Origin of the sequence: Pseudomonas sp. Je.1.5.c, assembly GCF_051129895.1 — a bacterium.
In the GTDB taxonomy this organism is placed as follows: Bacteria; Pseudomonadota; Gammaproteobacteria; order Pseudomonadales; family Pseudomonadaceae; genus Aquipseudomonas; species Aquipseudomonas urmiensis.
The window spans coordinates 61817-81930 of the sequence record NZ_JBCPSP010000026.1 but is presented as its reverse complement, the minus strand read 5'-3'; the positions used below and the strand labels follow the sequence as shown (position 1 = coordinate 81930).

Here is a 20114-nt window from a genome sequence, read left to right as displayed (position 1 = left end):
TCAGTAGTGAAACGATGCATCGCCGATGGTAGTGTGGGGTTTCCCCATGTGAGAGTAGGTCATCGTCAAGATTCATTTCGCAAAACCCCTATCTGCGCGAGCAGGTAGGGGTTTTGTCTTTCCAGACTTGCTATATCGCCGCGCCTAATACGGGCTTGCCACGCCCCCTGTAGGAGCGGGCTTGCCCGCGAAGACATGGCAACTGACACAACAAAGAGGGCTCAGCCCCGCGCTAGTTCTTCCAAGTGCTCCCTGGCCTCTTCACTTTTAAGCACCAGAACATCCCCCTCCAGCGAATCAAGCACAACCTCCGCCGTATTGCCGATCAAGGCCCCGGAGATGCCCGTCCGTGCAACCGTACCAATCACCGTCACCACCGCATCACAGTGCTTCTCGGTATAGGGAATCAACACATCCGCTGGCCCCTCAGCGATGTGCAAGCGCTCATCACTGATATCGAACTCAGCCTGGAAAGCCTTGCAAGCCTCACGATAGCGCTGCTCAATGGTATCCGAGTTCTGATAAACCGGGTCTGCCGCTGAGAGCATGGGGGAGGGGTGGGCGCTGATCACATGCAGTTCACCCTTCGCCAGCGCAGCGATGGCATAGCCATGGTCAATGATGTTGGTATGCAGCAGGCGGTGCGCCTCGTCATGATTGCCTACATCCACTGCCGCGAGGATCACCCCGCCAGTCCAAGGCCGCTCACTCTTGACCATCAGTACCGCAGACGGGCACTGGCGCAGCAGTTTCCAGTCGCTGGGCGTCAGCAATGCCTTTTTCAGCGGGTTGTCTGGCCGATGCTCCTTGATCACCAGATCACACCCTTCGGCTTGCTGCACAGCGATGATCGACTCGTGCAAAGTGTCGTGCCAGGCCTGTTCATGAGTCACGTTGTCGTAGCCGTCATCATGTAGTTGGCTCGCCAGTAGACTTAGCAGCGCACTGTGATCGTGCTTCTTGTCGCACATCAGCAGGTGCAAGCGGGCGCCGGTAACGCCTGCGATCAGTTTCGCCCGGGTCAGGGCGCGGCTATGGGCGTGATCGGGATCAAGTACGACCAGGATGCTACGGACCTGTTGCATGGACATGGGCTCCCCTCGGATTGTTTGGCCTGTGCCTGACTATAGTCGGCGTCCCTATCAATGCCGCTTGACGTGTATCAAGCATAGTCGCTGGCGATCGCCGCCACCCCCGGTATAATCGCCGGCCCTGCCGTTGTTGCGTGATTGTGAGCCTATGTCCCTGATTCCCGAAGTCGACGCCTTTCTCGGTTGCCGCACCCCTGACGCCTGGATCGAAGCGGCGCTCGCCGACCAGGAGACCTTGCTGATCGATCACAAAAACTGTGAGTTCAAGGCAGCGAGCACCGCCTTGAGCCTGATTGCCAAGTACAACACCCACCTTGATCTGATCAACATGATGTCGCGATTGGCTCGTGAAGAATTGGTCCACCATGAACAGGTGCTGCGCCTGATGAAGCGCCGTGGCGTGCCATTGCGTCCGGTTTCGGCAGGGCGCTATGCCTCGGGTCTACGCCGCCTGGTGCGCGCCCATGAGCCGGTCAAGCTGGTGGACACCTTGGTGGTAGGCGCGTTTATCGAAGCGCGCAGCTGCGAGCGATTCGCCGCCCTGGTGCCGCACCTCGATGAAGAGCTTGGGACCTTCTATCACGGTCTACTCAATAGCGAAGCACGGCATTTTCTGGGCTATCTCAAGCTCGCCCGCCAGTACGGCGACGAGGCCGACATCGCTCGCGTCGTGGCGTTAGTGCGTGAAGCTGAGGCTGAGTTGATCACCTCCCCAGATCAGGAGTTGCGCTTTCACAGCGGCATTCCGCTGGCCCAGGCGGCCTGAGCCTGATCTGGCGCCAGCGGATCGAACGAGGCTAGTGACGGCGGCCCAGTAGCAGGCCAATCACCAGGCCGAAGCCGGCCGAGACTGCCACCGTCTGCCAGGGATGGCCGCCGATATAATCCTGCGTGGCATCCACCACCGGTTGCGCTTTGTCGCGCACCGAGCCCGCCGCCTGGCGTGCTTGGCGCAGTTTCAGACTGATCTGCGCGCGCAGGGTGTCGGCTTCTTCGCCCACCAGGGTCGCACTTTGTTCGAGCAGCCTTTCGGATTCTTCGATCAACGACTGCAATTCGCTGAACACCTGGTCCTTGATCTGATCGCTATCGGTTTGCGTGGCAGTTTTCCTGGCCATGAACACGTCCTCGTCGATGGGTGGGTTAAAGCAATGGATGCCGCAGAGGCTGGAAAGTTGCGCCAACGTTCCGGGCGGGCGCTGCATCAGTGTAAGATAGCGCCCAATTCCAAGCGGTAGGGTAGACCTTCATGAGTTTCAATCTGGCCAACAGAAGCTTTGAGGAACGGGCGCAGATCGAAGGCGAGAAAGCGCGGCTGTTCGAGTATTGGCAAAGCAACCTGGGCAAGGCCAAGGCCGAGGCCGGGCGGTTGATCGCCGAAAAATCCCGGCGCAAAGGCAAGTGGGCCGAATGGGTGCGTGCCGAACTGGATGCCATGACGCCGGCCGATTTCGCCAATATGGTGCGCAGCGAAGTCAACAAGATGATGGCCGCCGCCAACAGCAACCGCTGATCTACCAGTTCGCGCTGCTGGCCTGGGGCAGGTCGAGCTTGCCCTTGTCAGTGAAACGCACCGTCCCCAGCGGACCGCCGGCCAACTTGCCGCGCAGCACATAGGGCAGGCCCTGCAGCGACTGCACCTGGCTCAAGCCATAGGCCTGGCGCAGGAAAGCGAACGCGGTGACGCTGACCGGCACCACGATCACAGTCTCGTCATACCGGCCGATATGCCCGCGCTGATCGCTCACGCCCGCGGCCAAGGGCTGATCGTTGACCTCCAGATTGAGCGCGATGCCGTTGAAATCCACCGGCGTCTCGTTCGGGTTCTGCACGCGAATCTTCACGGCCATGCGCAGCTCCAACTCCTGGCCGGGCAGCGGTTCTATGCCGATCACGCTGATGTTCAACGGGTCGCGCGCCTGAAACAGCGCGCACGCATTAACTGTGCAGGCCAACAGAGCGACCAACAAAAGCCGCAGGTGACGGGATAAGCGCAGCGTCATGGGGAAGGGCCTTGTGCATGACAGGTGAATGGCCAGTGTGGCAAATGCACGCCGACGTTGAAAGTGTTGGGCTTAATGAAAGATACTCTCATTAACGTCCGATAATTTTTCTTACTGGCTTTCTCCCTTCATGCTGACGTCTCCCGTGTCTGGGCTGCTGGCAAGTTTCCAGGAGCACTACGACGACCTGTTGCAGTTCCTGACCCGCCGCATGAGCGACCGCCAGCGCGCCGCTGACGTGGCTCAGGAGACGTACTTGAAGCTGGTGAAGATCGAGCAACAAGCGATTCCGGTGCTGCACGCCCGCAGCTTCATCTTCCGTGTTGCTGGCAACCTGGCTATCGATGCGCTGCGTCGCGAACAGCGCATCGCCGCCAATCACCAGACTAGTGAAGCCGCTGGCGAGCTACCGTGCCCGGCGCCGCCACCTGAAGCGGCGCTGCTGGCCAGTGAACGCCTGCAGATGTTGGACCAGGCCCTGCTTGAGCTGTCGAGCAATGCGCGGCAGGCGTTGCTGCTCAATCGCGTCGAGGGCCTGACTCAGGCGCAAATCGCAAGACGGTTGGGCGTTTCCGAGAGCATGGTGGCAAAATACATCGGCCAAGCCCTGCGCCATTGCCGCGACTGGCTCAAACACAACCATGACTGACCTATCTGCCATGCCCGAGCTACATCCGCTCAGCGATCTTTCCGATGATGCTCTCGACTGGCAGGTATTGCTGCATTCGGGCAATGCCAGCGCGGCTGACCAGGCGCGTTACCAGCGCTGGTGTCAGTTGAGCCCGGCGCATGCCGAGGCCGCGAGAGAAGCTGAGGCGTTGTGGGCAGACATCGGGCAGACCAACGCTGCGCAAATCTTCGTTGCTGAACCTGCGCCGCGCAAACGGCGTTGGCCACTGGCAATCGCTGCATCCGCGGTGCTCGCTGTGGCGGGCATCATTGGTTGGCAGCAAGTGCCGGTGTGGACCTCCGATTACCACACTGGCATCGGTCAGCGGCAGGTCATCACCCTGGCGGACGGCTCACGGGTCACGCTTAACAGTGGCAGCGCCTTGTCGCTCGCCTTTAGCGACAGCGAGCGCAAAGTCGTGCTCAAAGCGGGCGAGGCGTTGTTCGAAACGGCAAGCGACCTGCGTCCGTTCGTAGTCGAGGCCGGCGGTGAGCCCGTGCAGGGCCGCGAGGCGGTGTTCAGCGTCCGGCGTTTGGCCAGTGGCCCTAGCGTGGTGCTGGCCGAGGGTGAAGCACGGGTTGGTACGCAAGCGGTGGCGGTCGCCAATGATGCCCGGGCGCTGACCGCCTGGCAGCGTGGCAAGCTGATCTTCAACGGCAAGCCCCTGGGCCAGGTACTCAGCGAGCTTGAGCGTTACCAGCATGGGCGCATCCTGATTTCCGATCACACCTTGGCTGCGCTTGAAGTCAGCGGCGTGTTCGATCTCGACGAGCCAGAAGCGCTATTGCGCACCCTGGAGCAGCGCTACAACCTGAAAATCACCTACCTGCCGTGGCTCGCCGTGGTCCACTGAAGCGATAAAGCGAAATATTTTTCATCTCGCACTGCAAGTTGATGAAAGCCAGAACGTCGTAGTGGGACTGATCAGCAACCCATTCTCATTTACGCCTTGTCTGGAAGCCCTTTCGTGAAGGCCACGCTCAAACCCCTGCACCGCCGCGGCGGTCGTTTCAATCATGCCCTGTTGTCTTGCAGCGCCCTGGCCATGCTAGCCGGGCCGCTGCCCATCGCTGCGGTGCACGCCGCCGGTGACGCCCAGGTCGCAGCGCGTCATGTCCAGCTGGATCTGCCCGCCCAGGCCCTGGATCAGGCGCTGACCAGCTTCGCCGACCAGGCCGGTCTGCACTTGCTGTACACCACCCGCGACGTCGCCGAGCTGCAAAGCCCTGCGTTGCGAGGCAACTACAGCATCGAGCAGGCGCTGCAACAGTTACTCGCCGGCAGCGGCATGAGCTGGCAATTCAGCGATGCGCGCACGGTGACCTTGCGTAAGGCCAATGCTGCGCCGCAGAGCGTCAGCCTCAAGCCCACCGAAGTCACCGTCGCCTCGCGTACCAGCACCGCCATCAGCGAAATCCCCGGAACGGTCTGGGTGGTCGACCAGCAGCAACTGCGCGAGCAGCTCGACAGCGGTGTAAGCCTCAAGGAAGCCATCGGCAAACTGGTGCCAGGCCTTGACCTGGCGCCGGAAGGCCGGACCAACTATGGCCAGAACATGCGCGGTCGCGATGTACTGGTGATGATCGATGGCGTTAGCCAGAACAGCTCGCGCGGGCTTTCGCGCCAATTCGACAGCATCTCGCCCTTTAACGTCGAACGGGTCGAAGTGCTGTCCGGCGCCAACGCGGTCTATGGCGGCGGTGCAACGGGCGGCATCATCAACATCGTGACCAAGAAGGGCGAGCCAGGAGCGGCCCGCTTCGAAACCCAGATTGGCGCCAGCAGTGGCTTCAACAACAGTGACGACCTGGCCACCCGCATAGCCCAGTCGGTCAGTGGCGGCAACGAGCGGATCAACGCTCGCCTGGGTATTTCCGCCGAGCAGAACGAAGCCTTCTACGACGGCGCCGGCGATCAGATTTTCATCGACAACACCCAGACCGACCTGCAGTACAACCGGGCGATCGACGTCATGGGCAGCGTCGGCCTGAAGCTCACCGATGAGCAGAGCCTGGATTTGCTGGCCCAGTACTACGATTCCGGCAACCATGGCAGCACAGGTATCTATTTTCCCAACCTCAACCACAACGCGCCGTCGGACCTTGAAGATGCGCAGCTGCGTGGCGGCTACTCCTCTGATCTACAACCTCAGACCCGGCGCCTGCTGCTCAACGCAAACTACCACCACAGCGATGTCCTCGGTCAGGATTTCTACCTGCAGGCCTCCTACCGCAAGGAGGACGACAATTTCTACCCGTTCCCCTACTACAACCGTGGTGGGGTGCCAGGTTCGCGCGGCGTGTACTTTGCGGCCTCCCAGCAAAATTTTGAGGTCAGCAGCCTCAAGGCGCTGTTCGCCAAGCAGTGGGACACGCTCAAGCTCACCTATGGCGTCGACCTGGATCGCGAGCGCTTCAACGCCCAGCAAACCACCTTCGACCCACTGACTTCCTCGCAAAGTGGCGGCCTTGACCTGGACAAACTCAGCGAGGCGCCGCGCTATCCCAGCTATCGAGTCGATGGCGTCTCGGCCTACGCGCAGCTCGACTGGCGCCTGACCGACAACCTGACCCTGTCTGGCGGTGCCAGGCGTCAGCAGATGGACGTTGAGGTCAGCGACTTCAAGACGGTGCCGGGCGGCAACAACGACTATCAGGTCAACCTGTTCAACCTCGGCGCCATCTACGACTTCAAGAATGGCCACCAGGTCTGGAGCAACTACGGCGAAGGCTTCGAACTGCCTGATCCGGCCAAGTACTACGGCAAGCAAGGGCTGAGCGTTGACGACAACCCCCTGGCCGGGATCAAGAGCCGTCAGGTCGAACTGGGATGGCGCTATGCCGACCTGGACTGGGACGCCCAGGCTGCGCTGTATTACATCTGGACCGACAAGACCATCACCACCGATCCTGCGACCTTGACCATTGACGTGGTGGACTTCAAGAAGCGCGACTTTGGTTTCGAAGGCGCTCTGACCCGTCATTTCCAGAGTGGCTGGGAAACCGGCGGCACCGTGCATGTGGTCAAGTCGCAAGAGGAAGATCAGGACGGCGACTGGATCAAGCGTGATGCCCGCTACGCCTCGCTGTCCAAGGCCACGGCGTTTGTCGGCTGGAAGGGTGATGGGCGCAGCGCACGGCTGCAAGCCAACCACGCCTTCACTTTGAAAGACGATCAGGACCAGCAGATCGATGGCTATACCACCTTTGACCTGTTGGGCAGTCAGGACACCGGTTTTGGCACCTTCAGCGCCGGTATTCAGAACCTGTTCGACAAGCAGTACAGCACGGTCTGGGGGCAGCGGGCGACGCTGTTCTATTCGCCGACCTATGGACCAGCCTACCTGTATGACTATCAGGGCCGTGGGCGGACCTATACCTTGACCTGGAGTTTGGCCTACTGATAGGGATCGGCAGGGCATCGTCATCCCGGGACAAGCCCGCTGCTACAGGATCGAAGTTGACCTTGTAGGGCTTGTCCGGCGATGACGGCGACTGACACCTCTGTCTCAAGCGAACGCCGCCAATAGATCCTGCACAAACGCTTCCTGCGTGTCCCCCGGCACCTGCCCGCGATGACGCGCCAGGGTAAACGGCACGACGAAATCCAACCCCGAATCCAATGCCCGCAGCATCCCTCGCAGCAGCCAAGGCTCGGCATAGTGACACGGCAGATACCCCACGTGCCGCCCCGACAGGATAAAGGTCAGCACACTCTCGATCTGTTCGGCCTGGGCTGAACTGCGCTGGCTCTGAAACGCATCCGTTCCCTGCAAGAACCGATAGCTATGACGCACTTGGTCCGCCTCCAGCAGCTGTTCGCGGCTCACCGTCTCGGCCGTGAACAAGGGATGGCCCTGGCCGCAATACAACCGCTGGGTTTCCGCAAACAGCGGCTGGTAGTCGAATGCCGCCTGCTTACCGGAAAAATAGCTGATGGCCAAATCCAGCCGCTGCTCCAGCAGCAAGCGTTCCATCTCGGCGGGCGGGGCGCTGATCAACTCCAGTTGCACCGCTTCTTGTCGTTGCCTGAAGCGGGCGATTGCATTGCCCAGGCGTCGGCTCACGGCGCTGTGCTGGTTTTCGGCAATGCCAATGCGCAGGGTGCCCAGCAGTTGCCCGGCAGCGCCATTGGCCTGCTGGCGAAACTGTTCGATCTGCACCAGCAATTCGCGCGTTGCCTTGAGCAGCAACTGGCCTTTGTCAGTCAGCGCAAAGCCGCGTTTGCCGCGGCTGCACAGGCGATAACCCAGGCGCGTTTCCAGGCGTGCCATCTGCTGGCTGATACTCGGCTGGCTCAAGCCCAGCACGCCTTGGGCGGCACTGAAGCCGCCGGCCTCGACTACAGTGACGAACAGCCGCAACAGATGCAGGTCGGGGTCGTGCAGTTGTCCGAGCATCACATTGCTCCTGATGAATGTCAGCTTTGCAAACTTGCCATTCTTGCAATGTAACCCGGCTGGCATGCTGGCGGCATCCACCCATTGCCGAGGTGTCCGTCATGCGTCGATCGCTGTGCTTGCTGTCCCTGGTGCTGGCCCTGCCATTGCAGGCCGAAGAGAAGGTCGTCAACCTCTACAGCTGGGCCGACTACGTCGCCCCGCAAACCCTGGAGCGCTTCGAAAAGGAGACGGGCTACAAGGTGCGTTACGACACCTTCGATACCACCGAGGTGCTGGAAACCAAACTGCTCACCGGGCGCAGCGGTTACGACGTGGTGGTGCCGTCATCCACGGTCCTGGCGCGGGCGCTGCAGGCCAACGCGCTGCAGCCACTCGACCCGCAAACGCTGCCCGGTTATGCCAACCTCGACAAGGATTTGCTGGCCAAATTGGCCGTGGCCGACCCTGGCAACCGCTATGCCGTGCCCTACACCTGGGGCACGCTCGGCCTGGGGGTGAATGTCGAGGCCGTGCGCCAACGTCTGGGCGACGTGCCGCTGGACAGCCTCGACCTGCTGTTCAAGCCCGAGTACGCCAGCAAGCTCAAGGATTGCGGCATCGCCATGCCTGACTCACCACAGGAGGTGATTGGCCTGACCCTCAACTACCTGGGCAAGGACCCTTACAGCCAGAGCAAGGACGACCTGGATGCTGCCCAGGCGCTGCTGCGCCAACTCAAACCGTCGATCAGCTACGTCGCCAATGGTCGCCAGATCAATGACCTGGCCAATGGCAGCGTGTGCCTGGCGCTGACCTACAACGGCGATGCCGCCATGGCCGCCGACCAGGCGCGGCGCGCAGGCAAGCGCTTCGAGTTGGTCTATCGCATTCCCCGCGAGGGTACGGTGGTCTGGCAAGACAACCTGGTCATTCCCAAGGACGCCCCGCACCCAGAAGCCGCCCGCGCCTTCATTGCCTTCATGTTGCAGCCCGAATCGGTGGCGGCGCTGACCAACACGCTGTTCTTCGCCAACGCCAACCAAGCGGCAACGGCGTTGGTCGATGAGGCCGTACGCAGCGACCCGGACATCTATCCGCCTGCCTCCGTGCGTGAGCGGCTGTACGCCGACCGGGGCATGCAACTGTCCGACCTGCGCCAGCGCAACCGGCTGTGGAACGCCCTGCGCAGCGGCCAGTGACCTCTTCTCATGACAAGGAGCACAACCGTGGACCAAGCCCAGCACAATGACCAGGCGATGACCCGCGACAGCTTGTACGGCACTGCTGCCGAAAGCACCTACGCCGGCATTACCAGTTTCTCCCGGCGTCGTTACAGCCGTGATTTGCGCGGCGTTGACGTGGTGGTCAGCGGCGTGCCATTCGACACTGCCACCAGCAATCGTCCGGGGGCGCGCTTTGGCCCGCGCGCCATTCGTGCGGCCTCCGTGCAGCAAGCCTGGGCGCGGCACTGGCCGTGGACGTTTGATCCGTTCGACCACTTGGCCGTGATCGACTATGGCGATTGCGCGTTCGACAGCGGCACGCCGCAGAACGTGCCGGACAGCATCGAGGCGCATGCCCAGCACATTCTCGAGGCCGGCTGCGCCATGCTCACCTTGGGCGGCGATCACTTCATCAGCTACCCACTGCTCAAGGCTCACGCCCGCCGCCACGGCCCGCTGGCACTGATCCACTTCGATGCGCACAGCGACACCTGGCCAGACGAGGAGGGCAAGCGCATCGACCACGGCACCATGTTCTGGCATGCGGCGCGCGAAGGCCTGGTCGACCCTGCGCACTCGGTGCAGATCGGCTTGCGTACCACCAATGACGACAGCCAGGGTTTTGCCATCCTCGATGCGCGCCAGGTGCACCGTCAGGGCACCGAGGCGGTGATCGCGGCGATTCGTCAGCGGGTTGGACAACAGCCGGTTTATCTGACCTTTGACATTGATTGCCTGGACCCTGCCTATGCGCCGGGCACCGGCACGCCGGTGTGTGGCGGCCTCACTACTGTGCAAGCGCTGGAGATACTCGGCGGGCTACGCGGCATCAACCTGGTGGGAATGGACCTGGTCGAGGTGGCGCCGGCCTATGATCATGCCGATATCACCGCCCTGGCAGGGGCCACCTTGGCCATGGAGATGCTGTGCCTGTACGCAGCGCGGCATAAGGTCGACAAGCAGGTGTGAGGACTCAAGCCCGCCACCCACTTGTAGGCGCTAGTACAGCCTGCGATGGGCCGCACAGCGGCCTCCTATGATGGAGCAGGGGGGGCAGCACCGAAACATCAGGAATCATCTCCACACCAATTCCTACTTTTGTTACGAACCAGTCGCGACTTAGGCTATCCAACGCTTGAGCGCGGCTTTTTCGTGCAGGAGGTGAAGTATGAATCCGACACTGCCAGTGCTGGCCCTGGGTCTGCTTGTCAGTCTTCCGCTGTCTGCGGCACCTCCTGCGCAGCCCCTGATCGCGGCCAACGACAACAACCCCTATAACAGCCCGATCCAGCGCGCCAACCCCAACAGCCGCCAGGGCAGCATCCAGGCCACGCCACCGGTTCGCGGGCCTTCTACCCAGCCGATCCCGCGCCCACCGACCCTGGACAACCGCGGCATTGGCAACGGCGAAAACCTGCGCCGCCAACAGCAGACGCCTAACCTAGAACCGACCCGGCCCGCGCGCGATAGCCAACGCGCGCCTTGAGCCCTCAACTGCAAGGAATCGCGCATGCCCCCACGTAGCTGGTTGACCACCCTGGCCGCCGCCGCCCTGTTGCCAATGCTCGCCCAGGCCGCCTCCGAACAGCGCTATCCCAGTGAAGACGGCCAGCTGACCGTCAACACCGTCGCCGACGGTCTGCGTAACCCTTGGGCACTGGCGTTCTTGCCCGGTAGCAAGGACATGCTGGTCACCGAACGCCTTGGCAACCTGCGTGTTGTCAGCGCCGAGGGCAAGGTCGGCCCACCGCTCTCCGGTGTGCCCAAGGTATGGGCGCAAGGCCAGGGCGGCCTGCTGGATGTGGTGCTGTCGCCTGAGTTCGAGCAGGACCGCACCGTGTATCTGTCTTTTGCAGAAGAAGGCAGTGATGGCAAGGGGGGGACAGCGGTGGGGCGTGGCCAGCTCTCGGAGGACAAAGCGCGCCTGGAAAACTTCACGGTGATCTTCCGCCAGATGCCCAAGCTGTCCGACGGCAATCACTTTGGCTCACGGCTGGTGTTCGACCGCAACGGCTACCTGTTCATCGCCTTGGGCGAGAACAATCAACGCCCCACCTCGCAGGATCTGGACAAGCTGCAAGGCAAGATCGTGCGCATCCTGCCCGATGGCGAGGTGCCCAAGGATAATCCGTTCGTCGGCAAGGATGGTGTGCGCCCCGAGATCTGGTCGTTCGGCCATCGCAACCAGCAGGGCGCGGCGCTCAACCCGTGGACCGGCAAACTCTGGACCCACGAGCACGGCCCGCGAGGTGGCGATGAGATCAATATCCCGCAGGCGGGTAAGAACTATGGTTGGCCGATGGCCACCCACGGCATCAACTATTCCTTGTTGCCGATCCCTGAGGCCAAGGGCAAGCACGTCGACGGCATGGTCGATCCGCACCACGTCTGGGAGAAATCCCCCGGCATCAGCGGCATGGCCTTCTATGATCGACCGACCTTCAAGGCTTGGGACCACAATTTGTTCATCGGCGCCCTGGCGACTCAGGAGTTGATCCGGCTGCAGCTCGATGGCGACAAGATCGTCCATGAAGAGCGCCTGCTGGGCGATCTGCAAGCGCGCATCCGTGATGTGCGGGTGGGGCCGGACGGTTACCTGTATGTGCTTACCGATGCCAAGGATGGAGCGCTGTTGAAGGTAGGCCTGAGCCAAACCCCCTGAACAGTCGTAGGTTATCCCGGCTGCTTCGCGGTGGGCGCGCGCGTTGCCGCGAAGAGGCGGGCAGCGCTGACAGAAAATCTGCATGCTCGTCGCCGCCGCGTGCCGTAACATAAGTCTTTTGGGCACACACACCTGGGTATGTCGACCAATCCGCAATCGCTGTACCGCCAGGCTCTGGAGCACCAAGGCTTCGTTGCCGACCCAGCCCAGGCTCGCGCCGTCGCCGCGCTACAAGCCTGCTTTGCAGCCCTGCAAAGCGCCCAGCCGACTCAGGGTGTGTACCTCTGGGGGCCGGTTGGCCGTGGCAAGACCTGGTTGATGGACCAGTTTCATCAGTGCCTGGAGTTACCCTCGAGGCGCCAGCACTTTCACCACTTCATGGCCTGGGTCCACCAGCGCCTGTTCCAGCTCAACGGCACCGCCGACCCCTTGCTGGCGCTGGCTGCGCAGCTGGCCGGGCAGATCCGCGTGCTGTGTTTCGATGAGTTGTTCGTCAACGACATCGGCGACGCGATCATTCTTGGGCGGCTCTTCAAAGCGCTGTTCGAGCATGGGGTGGTGATCGTCGCCACCTCCAACCAACCGCCGAACCAGCTCTACCACGACGGCTTCAACCGCGAGCGTTTCCTGCCGGCCATCGCCGCCATCGAACGGCACATGCAGGTGCTGCCGGTAGCCGGCGAGCAGGACCATCGCCTGCACCCAGGCGAGAGCCACCAACGCTTCTGGCTGAGCGCACCCGGTCAGCCCAGCGCCTTGCAGGCCGTATTTGCGCAATTAAGCCCAGACGATGCCGGCTCGGATCAGCCCTTGCAACTCGGTTCGCGGCAGATCCGCGTGGTGCGCCGCAGCAGCCAGTCGATCTGGTGCCGTTTCAGCGAGTTGTGCGAGCAACCCCTGTCAGCCCTGGAATTCATGGCCCTGTGCGACCTGTTCCCGGCGATCCTGGTAGACGGCATCCCGGCCCTGAGCGGCGAGCAGCGTCCCGGGCGTATTGCCCGCGGCACTGAGGATGGCGCCCGTCGGGTGGAGGCAGGCGATCGCCAGTTGCCGGCACTTTCACCGAAAGATGACAGCGTGCGCCGCTTCATCGCCTTGGTCGATGAATGCTATGACCGGCGCATTGCGTTGTACCTGGAGGCCGAGGTACCGCTCGAAGCGCTCTACACTCAAGGGTATCTGGCGTTCCCGTATCAGCGGACCCTGAGCCGGCTACGGGAGATGCAACTGCAACGCTTCGCTTGAAGGAGCCGACCATGGAGCCGCTGTCGCATCATCTGCTGACCCAGGCCTATAACAATGGCTGGGCCAATCACCGGTTGTACAAAGCCTGCCTGCAACTGACCCAGGACGAGTTCGTCGCACCCCGTTGCAGCTTCTTCCCGTCGATCAAGGCCACCCTCAATCACCTGCTGACCGTGGATTGGTTCTACCTGCATGCGTTGGAGTGTGAACAGCGCGGCGAGGCGCCGGACCCGGATGGCGAGCGGTTTTTCGAGCCTGAACAGCCCTTTGCCACCTGCGCTGATCTGCATGCCGAGCAGGCCCAGGCCGACCATCGCTTGATCGCCTACTGTCGCCAGCTGCGTGACGATCAACTGCGGCGCTATGTCAGCATCGTGCGCCCTGAGCGGGTGCAGCGTGAGCAGCGTCTGCGGTTGCTGGCGCATTTGTTCGAGCACCAGACTCATCACCGCGGCCAGGTGCATGGGATGCTCAGCGATACGGCTGTGCGACCGCCGCAGTTGGATGAGTTCTTCTGTGAAGAAGAGGCTCATTTGCGGGCTGATGATTTTGCCGAGTTGGGGTGGAGCGAGGCGCTGGTTTGGGGGAGGGGGTAGGCTTGTGGGATTGGGGCTGCGCAGCAGCCCCAACAATGCTTATCGCCCGAGCCACCCGATCAGCGCCTGGTGAAACCGCTCAGGCTCTTCGATCTGCGGCGCATGCCCCAGCCCCTCGAAGGTCACCAATTCGCCCTTGGGTATCATCTTGGCTGCCTGCGGCCCCAGCTCCTGGTACTTGCCCAAGCGTGCCTTGACCTCATCGGACGCGATATCACTGCCAATCGCCGTGCTGTCCTGGTCGCCGATCAGTAACAGTGTCGGCATCTTCAAATCCTTGAACTCGTGGTACACCGGCTGGGTAAAGATCATGTCGTAGATCAGTGCCGAGTTCCACGCCACCCGCTCATGCCCCGGCCCTTTGTTCAGCCCCACCAGCATCTGCACCCAGCGCTCGTACTCAGGCTTCCAGCGCCCGGCGTAGTAGGTCTTGCGCTCATAGTTACGCACCCCTTCGGCATCGAGCTTGAGCTCGCGCGCATACCATTGATCCACCGTGCGGTAGGGCACGCCAAGCGCTTTCCAATCTTCCAGGCCGATCGGGTTGACCATGGCCAGGCGCTCGACCTGCTGCGGGTACATCAGCGCGTAGCGGGTGGCGAGCATGCCGCCGGTGGAGTGGCCGAGGATGATCGCCTGCTTGACACCCAAGTGTTCGAGCAAGGCATGGGTGTTGTCTGCCAGTTGCTGGAAGCTGTACTGGTAATAGCCGGGTTTACTGGAGGTGCAGAAACCGATCTGGTCGGGGGCGATTACCCGATAGCCGGCTTGGCTGAGGGCTTGGAGGGTGGTTTCCCAGGTGGCGGCGCAGAAGTTCTTGCCATGCATCAGCACCACGCTGCGGCCATTGGCTTGGCCCTTGGCGGGTACGTCCATATAGCCCATCTGCACGTCTTGGCCCTGGGACTTGAAGTTGAAATGCTTGAGCGGGTGAGGGTAATCGAAGCCTTCGAGCTGCATACCGTAGGTGGGCGACTCGGCAGCGATGGCCGAGCTGCCCAGCAGGCAGGCGAGGGTCAGGGCGGTTGCGCGCAGCATGGGAGTACTCCGTGTAGCACCATGTAGGAAAAAGCGACTCTAACAGCCTGCTGACCGCCTGCAGCGGCAAAGGTGTTACTGGCCGTTAAACCAACCCAGGGTAATCAACGCCAACACCATATAGCGCCCGCCCTTGGCCACCGTGACCAGCAGCAGGAAGCGCCAGAACGGCTCGCGCATAATCCCGGCGATCAGGGTCAGCGGATCACCAATCACCGGCATCCAGCTCAGCAGCAACGACCATTGCCCCCAGCGCTGGTAACGCTGTTGGGCACGCTGCAGCTGTGCGGCGCTGAACGGGAACCAGCGGCGTTCGCGCAGGTGCTCGATGGCCCGCCCCAGCAGCCAATTGACGATCGAACCCAAGACATTGCCCAGGGTTGCCACCAGCAGCAGGGTCAGCCAGGCATCAGGGTCGCGCAGCAGCAGGCCGACCAGCACCGCTTCCGATTGCAGCGGCAGTAGGGTAGCGGCGCCAAAGGCGCTGAGAAACAGCGCCCACAAGCTCAACATCGACGACGTCTCAGTAGTTGGCCAGCACCTGGTCCTGGCCATCCTGGGTCAGGCCGATCACTTGGTAGGGATCTTTGTGATCGCCCATTTCCATGCCCGGCGAGCCCATCGGCATACCCGGCACGGCGATGCCTTTGAGGTCGCTGCGTTTGCTCAGCAGGCGCACCTGCTCGGCCGGTACGTGACCTTCGACGAACTTGCCGTTGATCACCCCGGTGTGGCACGAAGCCAGCCGTGGCGCCACGCCCAGGCGCTGCTTGACCTCGCTCATGTTCGGTTCGACGTGATCGTTGACGGTGAAACCGTTGTCGCGCAGGTGGCTGATCCACAGCTTGCAGCAGCCGCAGTTGGGGTCGCGGTAGACGTCGATGACCTCAGCCGCCTGGGCCAGGCCGGTGAAGGCCAGCAGGCCCAGGGTAATCAGGTGTTTGCGCAGCATGGTGAACAGTCCTCTAGAAACGTAGGCGGATACCGGCGACCAGGCGGGTCTGGCTGATATCTTCGGCATCGTCGCGGGCCATTTCGGCGCGCTGGCCGTGCAGGCGATTGAAGCTGACCCCGACATACGGGGCGAAGCCTCGGCTGATTTCGTTACGCAGGCGCACACCGACTTCGCTCTCAGCCAGCCCCGCGCCTTGCTCGCGGCTGGCATCGTTACGACCGAAGAAGTTGGCCTCAAGGGTCGGCTCCAGTACCCAGCGATTGGTCAGCAGCATAGCGTAACCGGCCTCAAGGCGCAGCGCGGTCTGTTGCCGCTCGCCAGCATACGCGGTGGCTTCCAGCTCCAGGCCATACAGCGGCGTGCCCTGGATGCCGAAGGCCGCCCAGGTCTGGCCGCTGGCAGGCTTGAAATCCTGGCGCAGGCCGCCGACCAGCTCCCACCAGGGGCTGATGGCGTGGCCCCACAAGGCCTGCAGTTCGGCTTTGTGGGTCTTGCCCTGTTCCCGTTCCCCTTCGGTGCGCAGCCACAGCCGGTCGATATCGCCACCCATCCAGGCCGTGGCATTCCAGTTCAGCGCGCTGCTGCTCTCGAAGTTCTGGTATTCCAGCTGGTCGACGATCACCGCCCAGTTGATCGCCCGGTCGTGTACCTGATGGCCTGGCAGCGGTGGGAAGGCGGCGCGGCGGTCGGCGTCGGTGATCACCGCCAGTGGCGTGCGCGGCTGCGCACTGAGCGGCGCAGGAGGCTGCTGCAGGGGCATGGCGCCATGGTTCATCTGGCTGTGGTCCATCGGCATCGCGCCGTGGCCGTGGTGGCTTGCCTCAGTGGCGAGCACGCGCTCGCTGGCCAGCAATGCGGCCAAGGCGGCGCCCGCCAGCAAGCTGCGATTGATGACCTCATTCATCGACCCGTACCTCGCGGAACATTCCGGTTTCCATGTGATAGAGCAGGTGGCAGTGATAGGCCCAGCGCCCCAGGGCGTCGGCGCTGACCCGATAGCTGCGGCGGCTGCCAGGCGGGATATCCACGGTGTGCTTGCGCACCAGGAAGCGCCCGTGCTCGTCCTCCAGGTCACTCCACATGCCGTGCAGGTGGATCGGGTGGGTCATCATGGTGTCGTTGACCAGGGTGATGCGCACCCGCTCGCCATAGCGCAGGCGCAGGGGCTCGGCATCGCTGAACTTGATGCCATCGAACGACCAGGCGAAGCGCTCCATATGGCCGGTCAGGTGCAGCTCGATGTCCCGCGAGGGCTGGCGCCCGTCGGGGTCGGCAAAGGTGCTGCGCAGGTCGGCATAGGTCAGTACCCGTCGACCGTTGTCGCGCAGGCCAATACCGGGGTCGGCCAGGTTGGCGCGTGGGGCCATGGTCTGCATGTCGACCAATGGGTTACCGGTCTCGCTGGCTGGGTGGTGCTGCATGGCCGACATCGCGCCATGGTCCATGCCGGCCATGCTGGCGTGGTCCATCCCGGCATGATCCATGTTGCCCATGCCGCCATGGCCCATGTCATCCATGCTCAGCACCGGGCGCGGATCCAGCGCGGGCACCGCTGCTTGCAAGCCCGGCGCGCGGGCCAGGGTGCCACGGGCAAAGCCGGTGCGGTCCATGCTCTGGGCGAACAGGGTGTAGGCGGGCAGGTCGCCCACCTCCACCAGCACGTCGTAGGTCTCGGCCACGGCAATGCGCAGCTCATCGACTGTAACGGGGGTCACCGGCAGGCCATCGGCGGCGATCACCGTCAGCTTGAGGCCCGGGATGCGAAAGTCGAAGTAGCTCATCGCCGAAGCGTTGATCAGGCGCAGGCGCACGGTTTCGCCGGGTTGGAACAGGCAGGTGAAGTTGCCGTCCGGCGGTTGGCCATTGAGCAGGTAGGTGTAGGTTGCCGCGCTGATATCGGCCAGGTCCGTGGGGCTCATGCGCATGCGCGCCCAGGCCAGGCGGTTGTCGACGGTTGCTTCCCAGCCCTTGGCGGCCACATCGTCGATGAAATCGCCGACCGTGCGCTTGTCATAGTTGAAGGCGTCGGACTGCTTTTTCAGGGTCGCCATCAACTGCTCAGGCGCCTGGTCGCTCCAATCGCTGAACAGCAGCACGTGATCGCGCTGATAACGGTGCGGCTCAGGCTCGCGCGGCTCGATGACGATGGCCCCGTAGACCCCGGCTTGCTCCTGCAAACCCGAGTGGCTGTGGTACCAGTAGGTGCCGCTCTGGCGCAGGGTGAACTGATACAGGTAGTCGCCGCCTGGCTCGATGCCGGCGAAGCTCAAGCCCGGTACGCCGTCCATGTTGGCCGGCAGGATGATGCCGTGCCAGTGGATCGAGGTCGGTTCTGCCAGCTGATTGCGCACCCGCAAGCTGACCGTATCACCTTCGCGCCAGCGCAGCAGTGGCCCGGGCAGGCTGTTATTGACGGTCAAGGCGGTGCGCGGGCGGCCGGTGATGTTGACCGGGGTCTGGCCGATCGACAGGGCAAACTGCTGGCCCTGAAGGATTTGCCCAGGACGAGCGCCTTCAGCGGCCTGTGCCAGTGGGCGCCATAGGCCCAGGCCGGCCAGGGCCGTCGCGGCGCCCAGGCCTTTGACGAAGGTGCGGCGGGAAGAAATGCATGGCATGACGTGGCCTCGTTGCAGGCTGCTGGCGTCCATCGCGGGGCAAGCTCGCTGCCACGTCAGTTCCCGTTGAGGACGATCAGCGTGGGAGCGGGCTTGCCCCGCGATGGGCGTCAGACTGCCCAAAGTGGATAGCCGCCATCCTCGCTGCCAGTGCCTGTCAGCCGCCTGAGCGGCAGATTACAGATCCGTCAGGCGGGCACTGGCTCGCTGTCCAAATCGCGCATCAACAGCCCGTATTCCAGCGATACCTGCTCGGGGATTGGCAGGTACACCACATGGCCATCACCCGGCGCCACCTGAATCTCCTGTTGCTGGCGATTGCACAGGCGGTCCAGGTCAAAATGGTAGTTGCCGCGTGGGGTCATCAGTTCCAGCTGATCGCCGAGGGCAAAGCGGTTTTTCACGTTGACTTCGGCCAGGCCATCAACCCGCACGCCGGTCAGCTCGCCGACGAATTGCTGGCGCTCGGACACCGAATTGCCGCGCTGGTAGTTCTGGTACTCGTCATGTACGTGGCGGCGCAGGAAGCCTTCGGTGTAGCCGCGTTGGGCCAGCGACTCGAGGTTGTCCATCAAGCCGCGGTCGAACGGCTTGCCGGCCACGGCGTCGTCGATCGCCTTACGATAGGACTGCACCGCGCGGGCGCAGTAGAAATGCGACTTGGTCCGCCCTTCGATCTTCAGCGAGTGCACGCCCATCTCGGTCAGCCGCTGCACATGTTGTACGGCGCGCAGGTCCTTGGCGTTCATGATGTAGGTGCCGTGTTCATCTTCGAACGCCGGCATCGCCTCACCGGGGCGGTTGGCCTCATGGAGCAGGAACACCTGTTCGGTCGGTTGACCGATGCCCAGGGTTGGCTCGACGTGCTGCACGATATCGCCAGTGAGGTTTTCGCGCGCCTCGCTGGCTTCATATTTCCAGCGGCAGGCGTTGGTGCAACTGCCCTGGTTGGCGTCACGCTTGTTGAGGTATCCCGACAGCAGGCAGCGGCCGGAATAGGCCATGCACAAGGCGCCGTGGACGAACACCTCAAGCTCCATATCAGGCACCTGCTGGCGAATCTCGCCGATTTCCTCCAGCGACAACTCGCGCGACAGGATTACCCGGCTCAGGCCCAGTTGCTGCCAGAACTTCACGCTGGCCCAGTTCACCGTATTGGCCTGCACCGACAAGTGGATCGGCATCTGCGGGAAGTGCTGGCGCACCAGCATGATCAGGCCGGGATCGGACATGATCAGCGCATCGGGGGCCATTTCGATCACCGGCGCCAGGTCCTTGAGGAAGGTCTTGAGCTTGGCATTGTGCGGGGCGATGTTGACCACTACGTAAAACTGTTTGCCCAGCGCGTGCGCCTCCTGGATGCCCAAGGCCAGGTTGGCATGGTCGAACTCATTGTTGCGCACCCGCAGGCTGTAGCGCGGCTGGCCGGCGTAGACCGCATCGGCGCCATAGGCAAAGGCGTAGCGCATGGTCTTCAGGGTGCCGGCAGGGGCCAGCAATTCGGGCATGGCGAGTGGGGTCATGAGCGCACCGGGGCAAAAGGCGCGGATGGTAGGGGCAAGGCGGGTGGTGGGTATTGATCTGGATCAAGCAGAGCAGGGCACTTTTTGCGAAAGCCTGCGCACTAACGTTGTG

General features: G+C 62.7%; 20 protein-coding genes and 1 pseudogene. 11 read left to right on the top strand and 10 right to left on the bottom strand.

Annotation, left to right across the window (positions count from 1 at the left end; all coding sequences use genetic code 11):
* Positions 1-221: 221 nt before the first annotated feature.
* Complete coding sequence (locus tag AAZU54_RS18450) at positions 222-1085, bottom strand: universal stress protein (RefSeq protein ID WP_186557181.1); 864 nt, start codon at positions 1083-1085, stop codon at positions 222-224.
* A 154-nt stretch (positions 1086-1239) separates the two neighbouring features.
* On the opposite strand from AAZU54_RS18450, the gene AAZU54_RS18445 reads away from it, so the two are divergent.
* Positions 1240-1857 (top strand): tRNA-(ms[2]io[6]A)-hydroxylase, encoded by a 618-nt coding sequence (locus AAZU54_RS18445; RefSeq protein WP_186557180.1) that lies wholly within the window; start codon positions 1240-1242, stop codon positions 1855-1857.
* 31 nt (positions 1858-1888) lie between these two features.
* Here AAZU54_RS18445 and AAZU54_RS18440 read toward each other — a convergent pair whose 3' ends face one another.
* Positions 1889-2209, bottom strand: a complete 321-nt coding sequence (locus AAZU54_RS18440) for a DUF883 family protein (RefSeq protein WP_186557179.1) — start codon at positions 2207-2209, stop codon at positions 1889-1891.
* Positions 2210-2340: 131 nt separating this feature from the next.
* Between AAZU54_RS18440 and AAZU54_RS18435 the strand changes: the two genes are divergently transcribed.
* On the top strand, positions 2341-2604 hold the full coding sequence (locus tag AAZU54_RS18435) for a hypothetical protein (protein ID WP_186557178.1): 264 nt from the start codon (positions 2341-2343) through the stop codon (positions 2602-2604).
* 1 nt (position 2605) lies between these two features.
* On the opposite strand, the gene AAZU54_RS18430 is transcribed toward AAZU54_RS18435, so the two are convergent.
* Positions 2606-3094 (bottom strand): LEA type 2 family protein, encoded by a 489-nt coding sequence (locus AAZU54_RS18430; RefSeq protein ID WP_186557177.1) that lies wholly within the window; start codon positions 3092-3094, stop codon positions 2606-2608.
* Between the two features lie 130 nt (positions 3095-3224).
* On the opposite strand from AAZU54_RS18430, the pseudogene AAZU54_RS18425 reads away from it, so the two are divergent.
* The 3 genes and pseudogenes from AAZU54_RS18425 to AAZU54_RS18415 form a co-directional block, all read left to right on the top strand.
* Positions 3225-3735 (top strand): annotated as a pseudogene (locus AAZU54_RS18425) (RNA polymerase sigma factor); the annotation flags it as partial.
* Entirely contained in the window at positions 3736-4617 is an 882-nt protein-coding gene (locus tag AAZU54_RS18420; RefSeq protein ID WP_312154579.1) for a FecR family protein, read from the top strand.
* A gap of 114 nt (positions 4618-4731) precedes the next feature.
* Positions 4732-7167, top strand: a complete 2436-nt coding sequence (locus AAZU54_RS18415; RefSeq protein WP_186557175.1) for a TonB-dependent receptor — start codon at positions 4732-4734, stop codon at positions 7165-7167.
* 105 nt (positions 7168-7272) lie between these two features.
* Here the strand turns inward: AAZU54_RS18415 and AAZU54_RS18410 are convergent, their stop codons facing one another.
* Positions 7273-8163 carry a LysR family transcriptional regulator gene (locus AAZU54_RS18410; protein WP_434727485.1) on the bottom strand — a complete coding sequence of 297 codons (891 nt, stop codon included), beginning with the start codon at positions 8161-8163 and terminating at the stop codon, positions 7273-7275.
* A gap of 101 nt (positions 8164-8264) precedes the next feature.
* On the opposite strand from AAZU54_RS18410, the gene AAZU54_RS18405 reads away from it, so the two are divergent.
* The 6 genes from AAZU54_RS18405 (at position 8265) to AAZU54_RS18380 (ending at position 13871) form a co-directional block, all read left to right on the top strand.
* Positions 8265-9344 (top strand): polyamine ABC transporter substrate-binding protein, encoded by a 1080-nt coding sequence (locus tag AAZU54_RS18405; protein WP_186557173.1) that lies wholly within the window; start codon positions 8265-8267, stop codon positions 9342-9344.
* A 27-nt stretch (positions 9345-9371) separates the two neighbouring features.
* On the top strand, positions 9372-10337 hold the full coding sequence (speB, locus tag AAZU54_RS18400) for an agmatinase (RefSeq protein ID WP_186557172.1): 966 nt from the start codon (positions 9372-9374) through the stop codon (positions 10335-10337).
* Positions 10338-10536: 199 nt separating this feature from the next.
* Positions 10537-10854 carry a hypothetical protein gene (locus AAZU54_RS18395; protein WP_405130155.1) on the top strand — a complete coding sequence of 106 codons (318 nt, stop codon included), beginning with the start codon at positions 10537-10539 and terminating at the stop codon, positions 10852-10854.
* A gap of 24 nt (positions 10855-10878) precedes the next feature.
* Positions 10879-12030 (top strand): PQQ-dependent sugar dehydrogenase, encoded by a 1152-nt coding sequence (locus AAZU54_RS18390; RefSeq protein ID WP_186557170.1) that lies wholly within the window; start codon positions 10879-10881, stop codon positions 12028-12030.
* A gap of 138 nt (positions 12031-12168) precedes the next feature.
* Entirely contained in the window at positions 12169-13275 is a 1107-nt protein-coding gene (gene zapE / locus AAZU54_RS18385; RefSeq protein ID WP_434727484.1) for a cell division protein ZapE, read from the top strand.
* Positions 13276-13286: 11 nt separating this feature from the next.
* Positions 13287-13871 (top strand): DinB family protein, encoded by a 585-nt coding sequence (locus tag AAZU54_RS18380; protein ID WP_186557168.1) that lies wholly within the window; start codon positions 13287-13289, stop codon positions 13869-13871.
* A gap of 39 nt (positions 13872-13910) precedes the next feature.
* Here the strand turns inward: AAZU54_RS18380 and AAZU54_RS18375 are convergent, their stop codons facing one another.
* The 6 genes from AAZU54_RS18375 to yegQ all read right to left on the bottom strand — a co-directional run bounded on the left by AAZU54_RS18375 (position 13911) and on the right by yegQ (position 20002).
* Positions 13911-14909: an alpha/beta fold hydrolase gene (locus AAZU54_RS18375; protein WP_405130157.1), complete on the bottom strand. Its 999-nt coding sequence runs from the start codon at positions 14907-14909 to the stop codon at positions 13911-13913.
* A gap of 75 nt (positions 14910-14984) precedes the next feature.
* A complete protein-coding gene (locus AAZU54_RS18370; RefSeq protein WP_186557166.1) occupies positions 14985-15422 on the bottom strand; it encodes a YqaA family protein in 438 nt (145 codons plus the stop codon).
* A 10-nt stretch (positions 15423-15432) separates the two neighbouring features.
* Positions 15433-15861, bottom strand: coding sequence for a DUF411 domain-containing protein (locus AAZU54_RS18365; RefSeq protein ID WP_264235843.1), 429 nt, complete (start codon positions 15859-15861; stop codon positions 15433-15435).
* A 13-nt stretch (positions 15862-15874) separates the two neighbouring features.
* The gene (locus tag AAZU54_RS18360; RefSeq protein WP_434727483.1) at positions 15875-16768 is read right to left on the bottom strand and encodes a copper resistance protein B; all 894 of its coding nucleotides are present in this window, start codon (positions 16766-16768) and stop codon (positions 15875-15877) included.
* On the bottom strand, positions 16761-18479 hold the full coding sequence (locus AAZU54_RS18355; RefSeq protein WP_405130158.1) for a copper resistance system multicopper oxidase: 1719 nt from the start codon (positions 18477-18479) through the stop codon (positions 16761-16763). Before AAZU54_RS18355 ends, AAZU54_RS18360 begins: the two co-directional genes overlap by 8 nt.
* 188 nt (positions 18480-18667) lie before the next feature.
* Positions 18668-20002, bottom strand: coding sequence for a tRNA 5-hydroxyuridine modification protein YegQ (gene yegQ, locus AAZU54_RS18350; RefSeq protein WP_186557162.1), 1335 nt, complete (start codon positions 20000-20002; stop codon positions 18668-18670).
* Positions 20003-20114 lie beyond the last annotated feature (112 nt).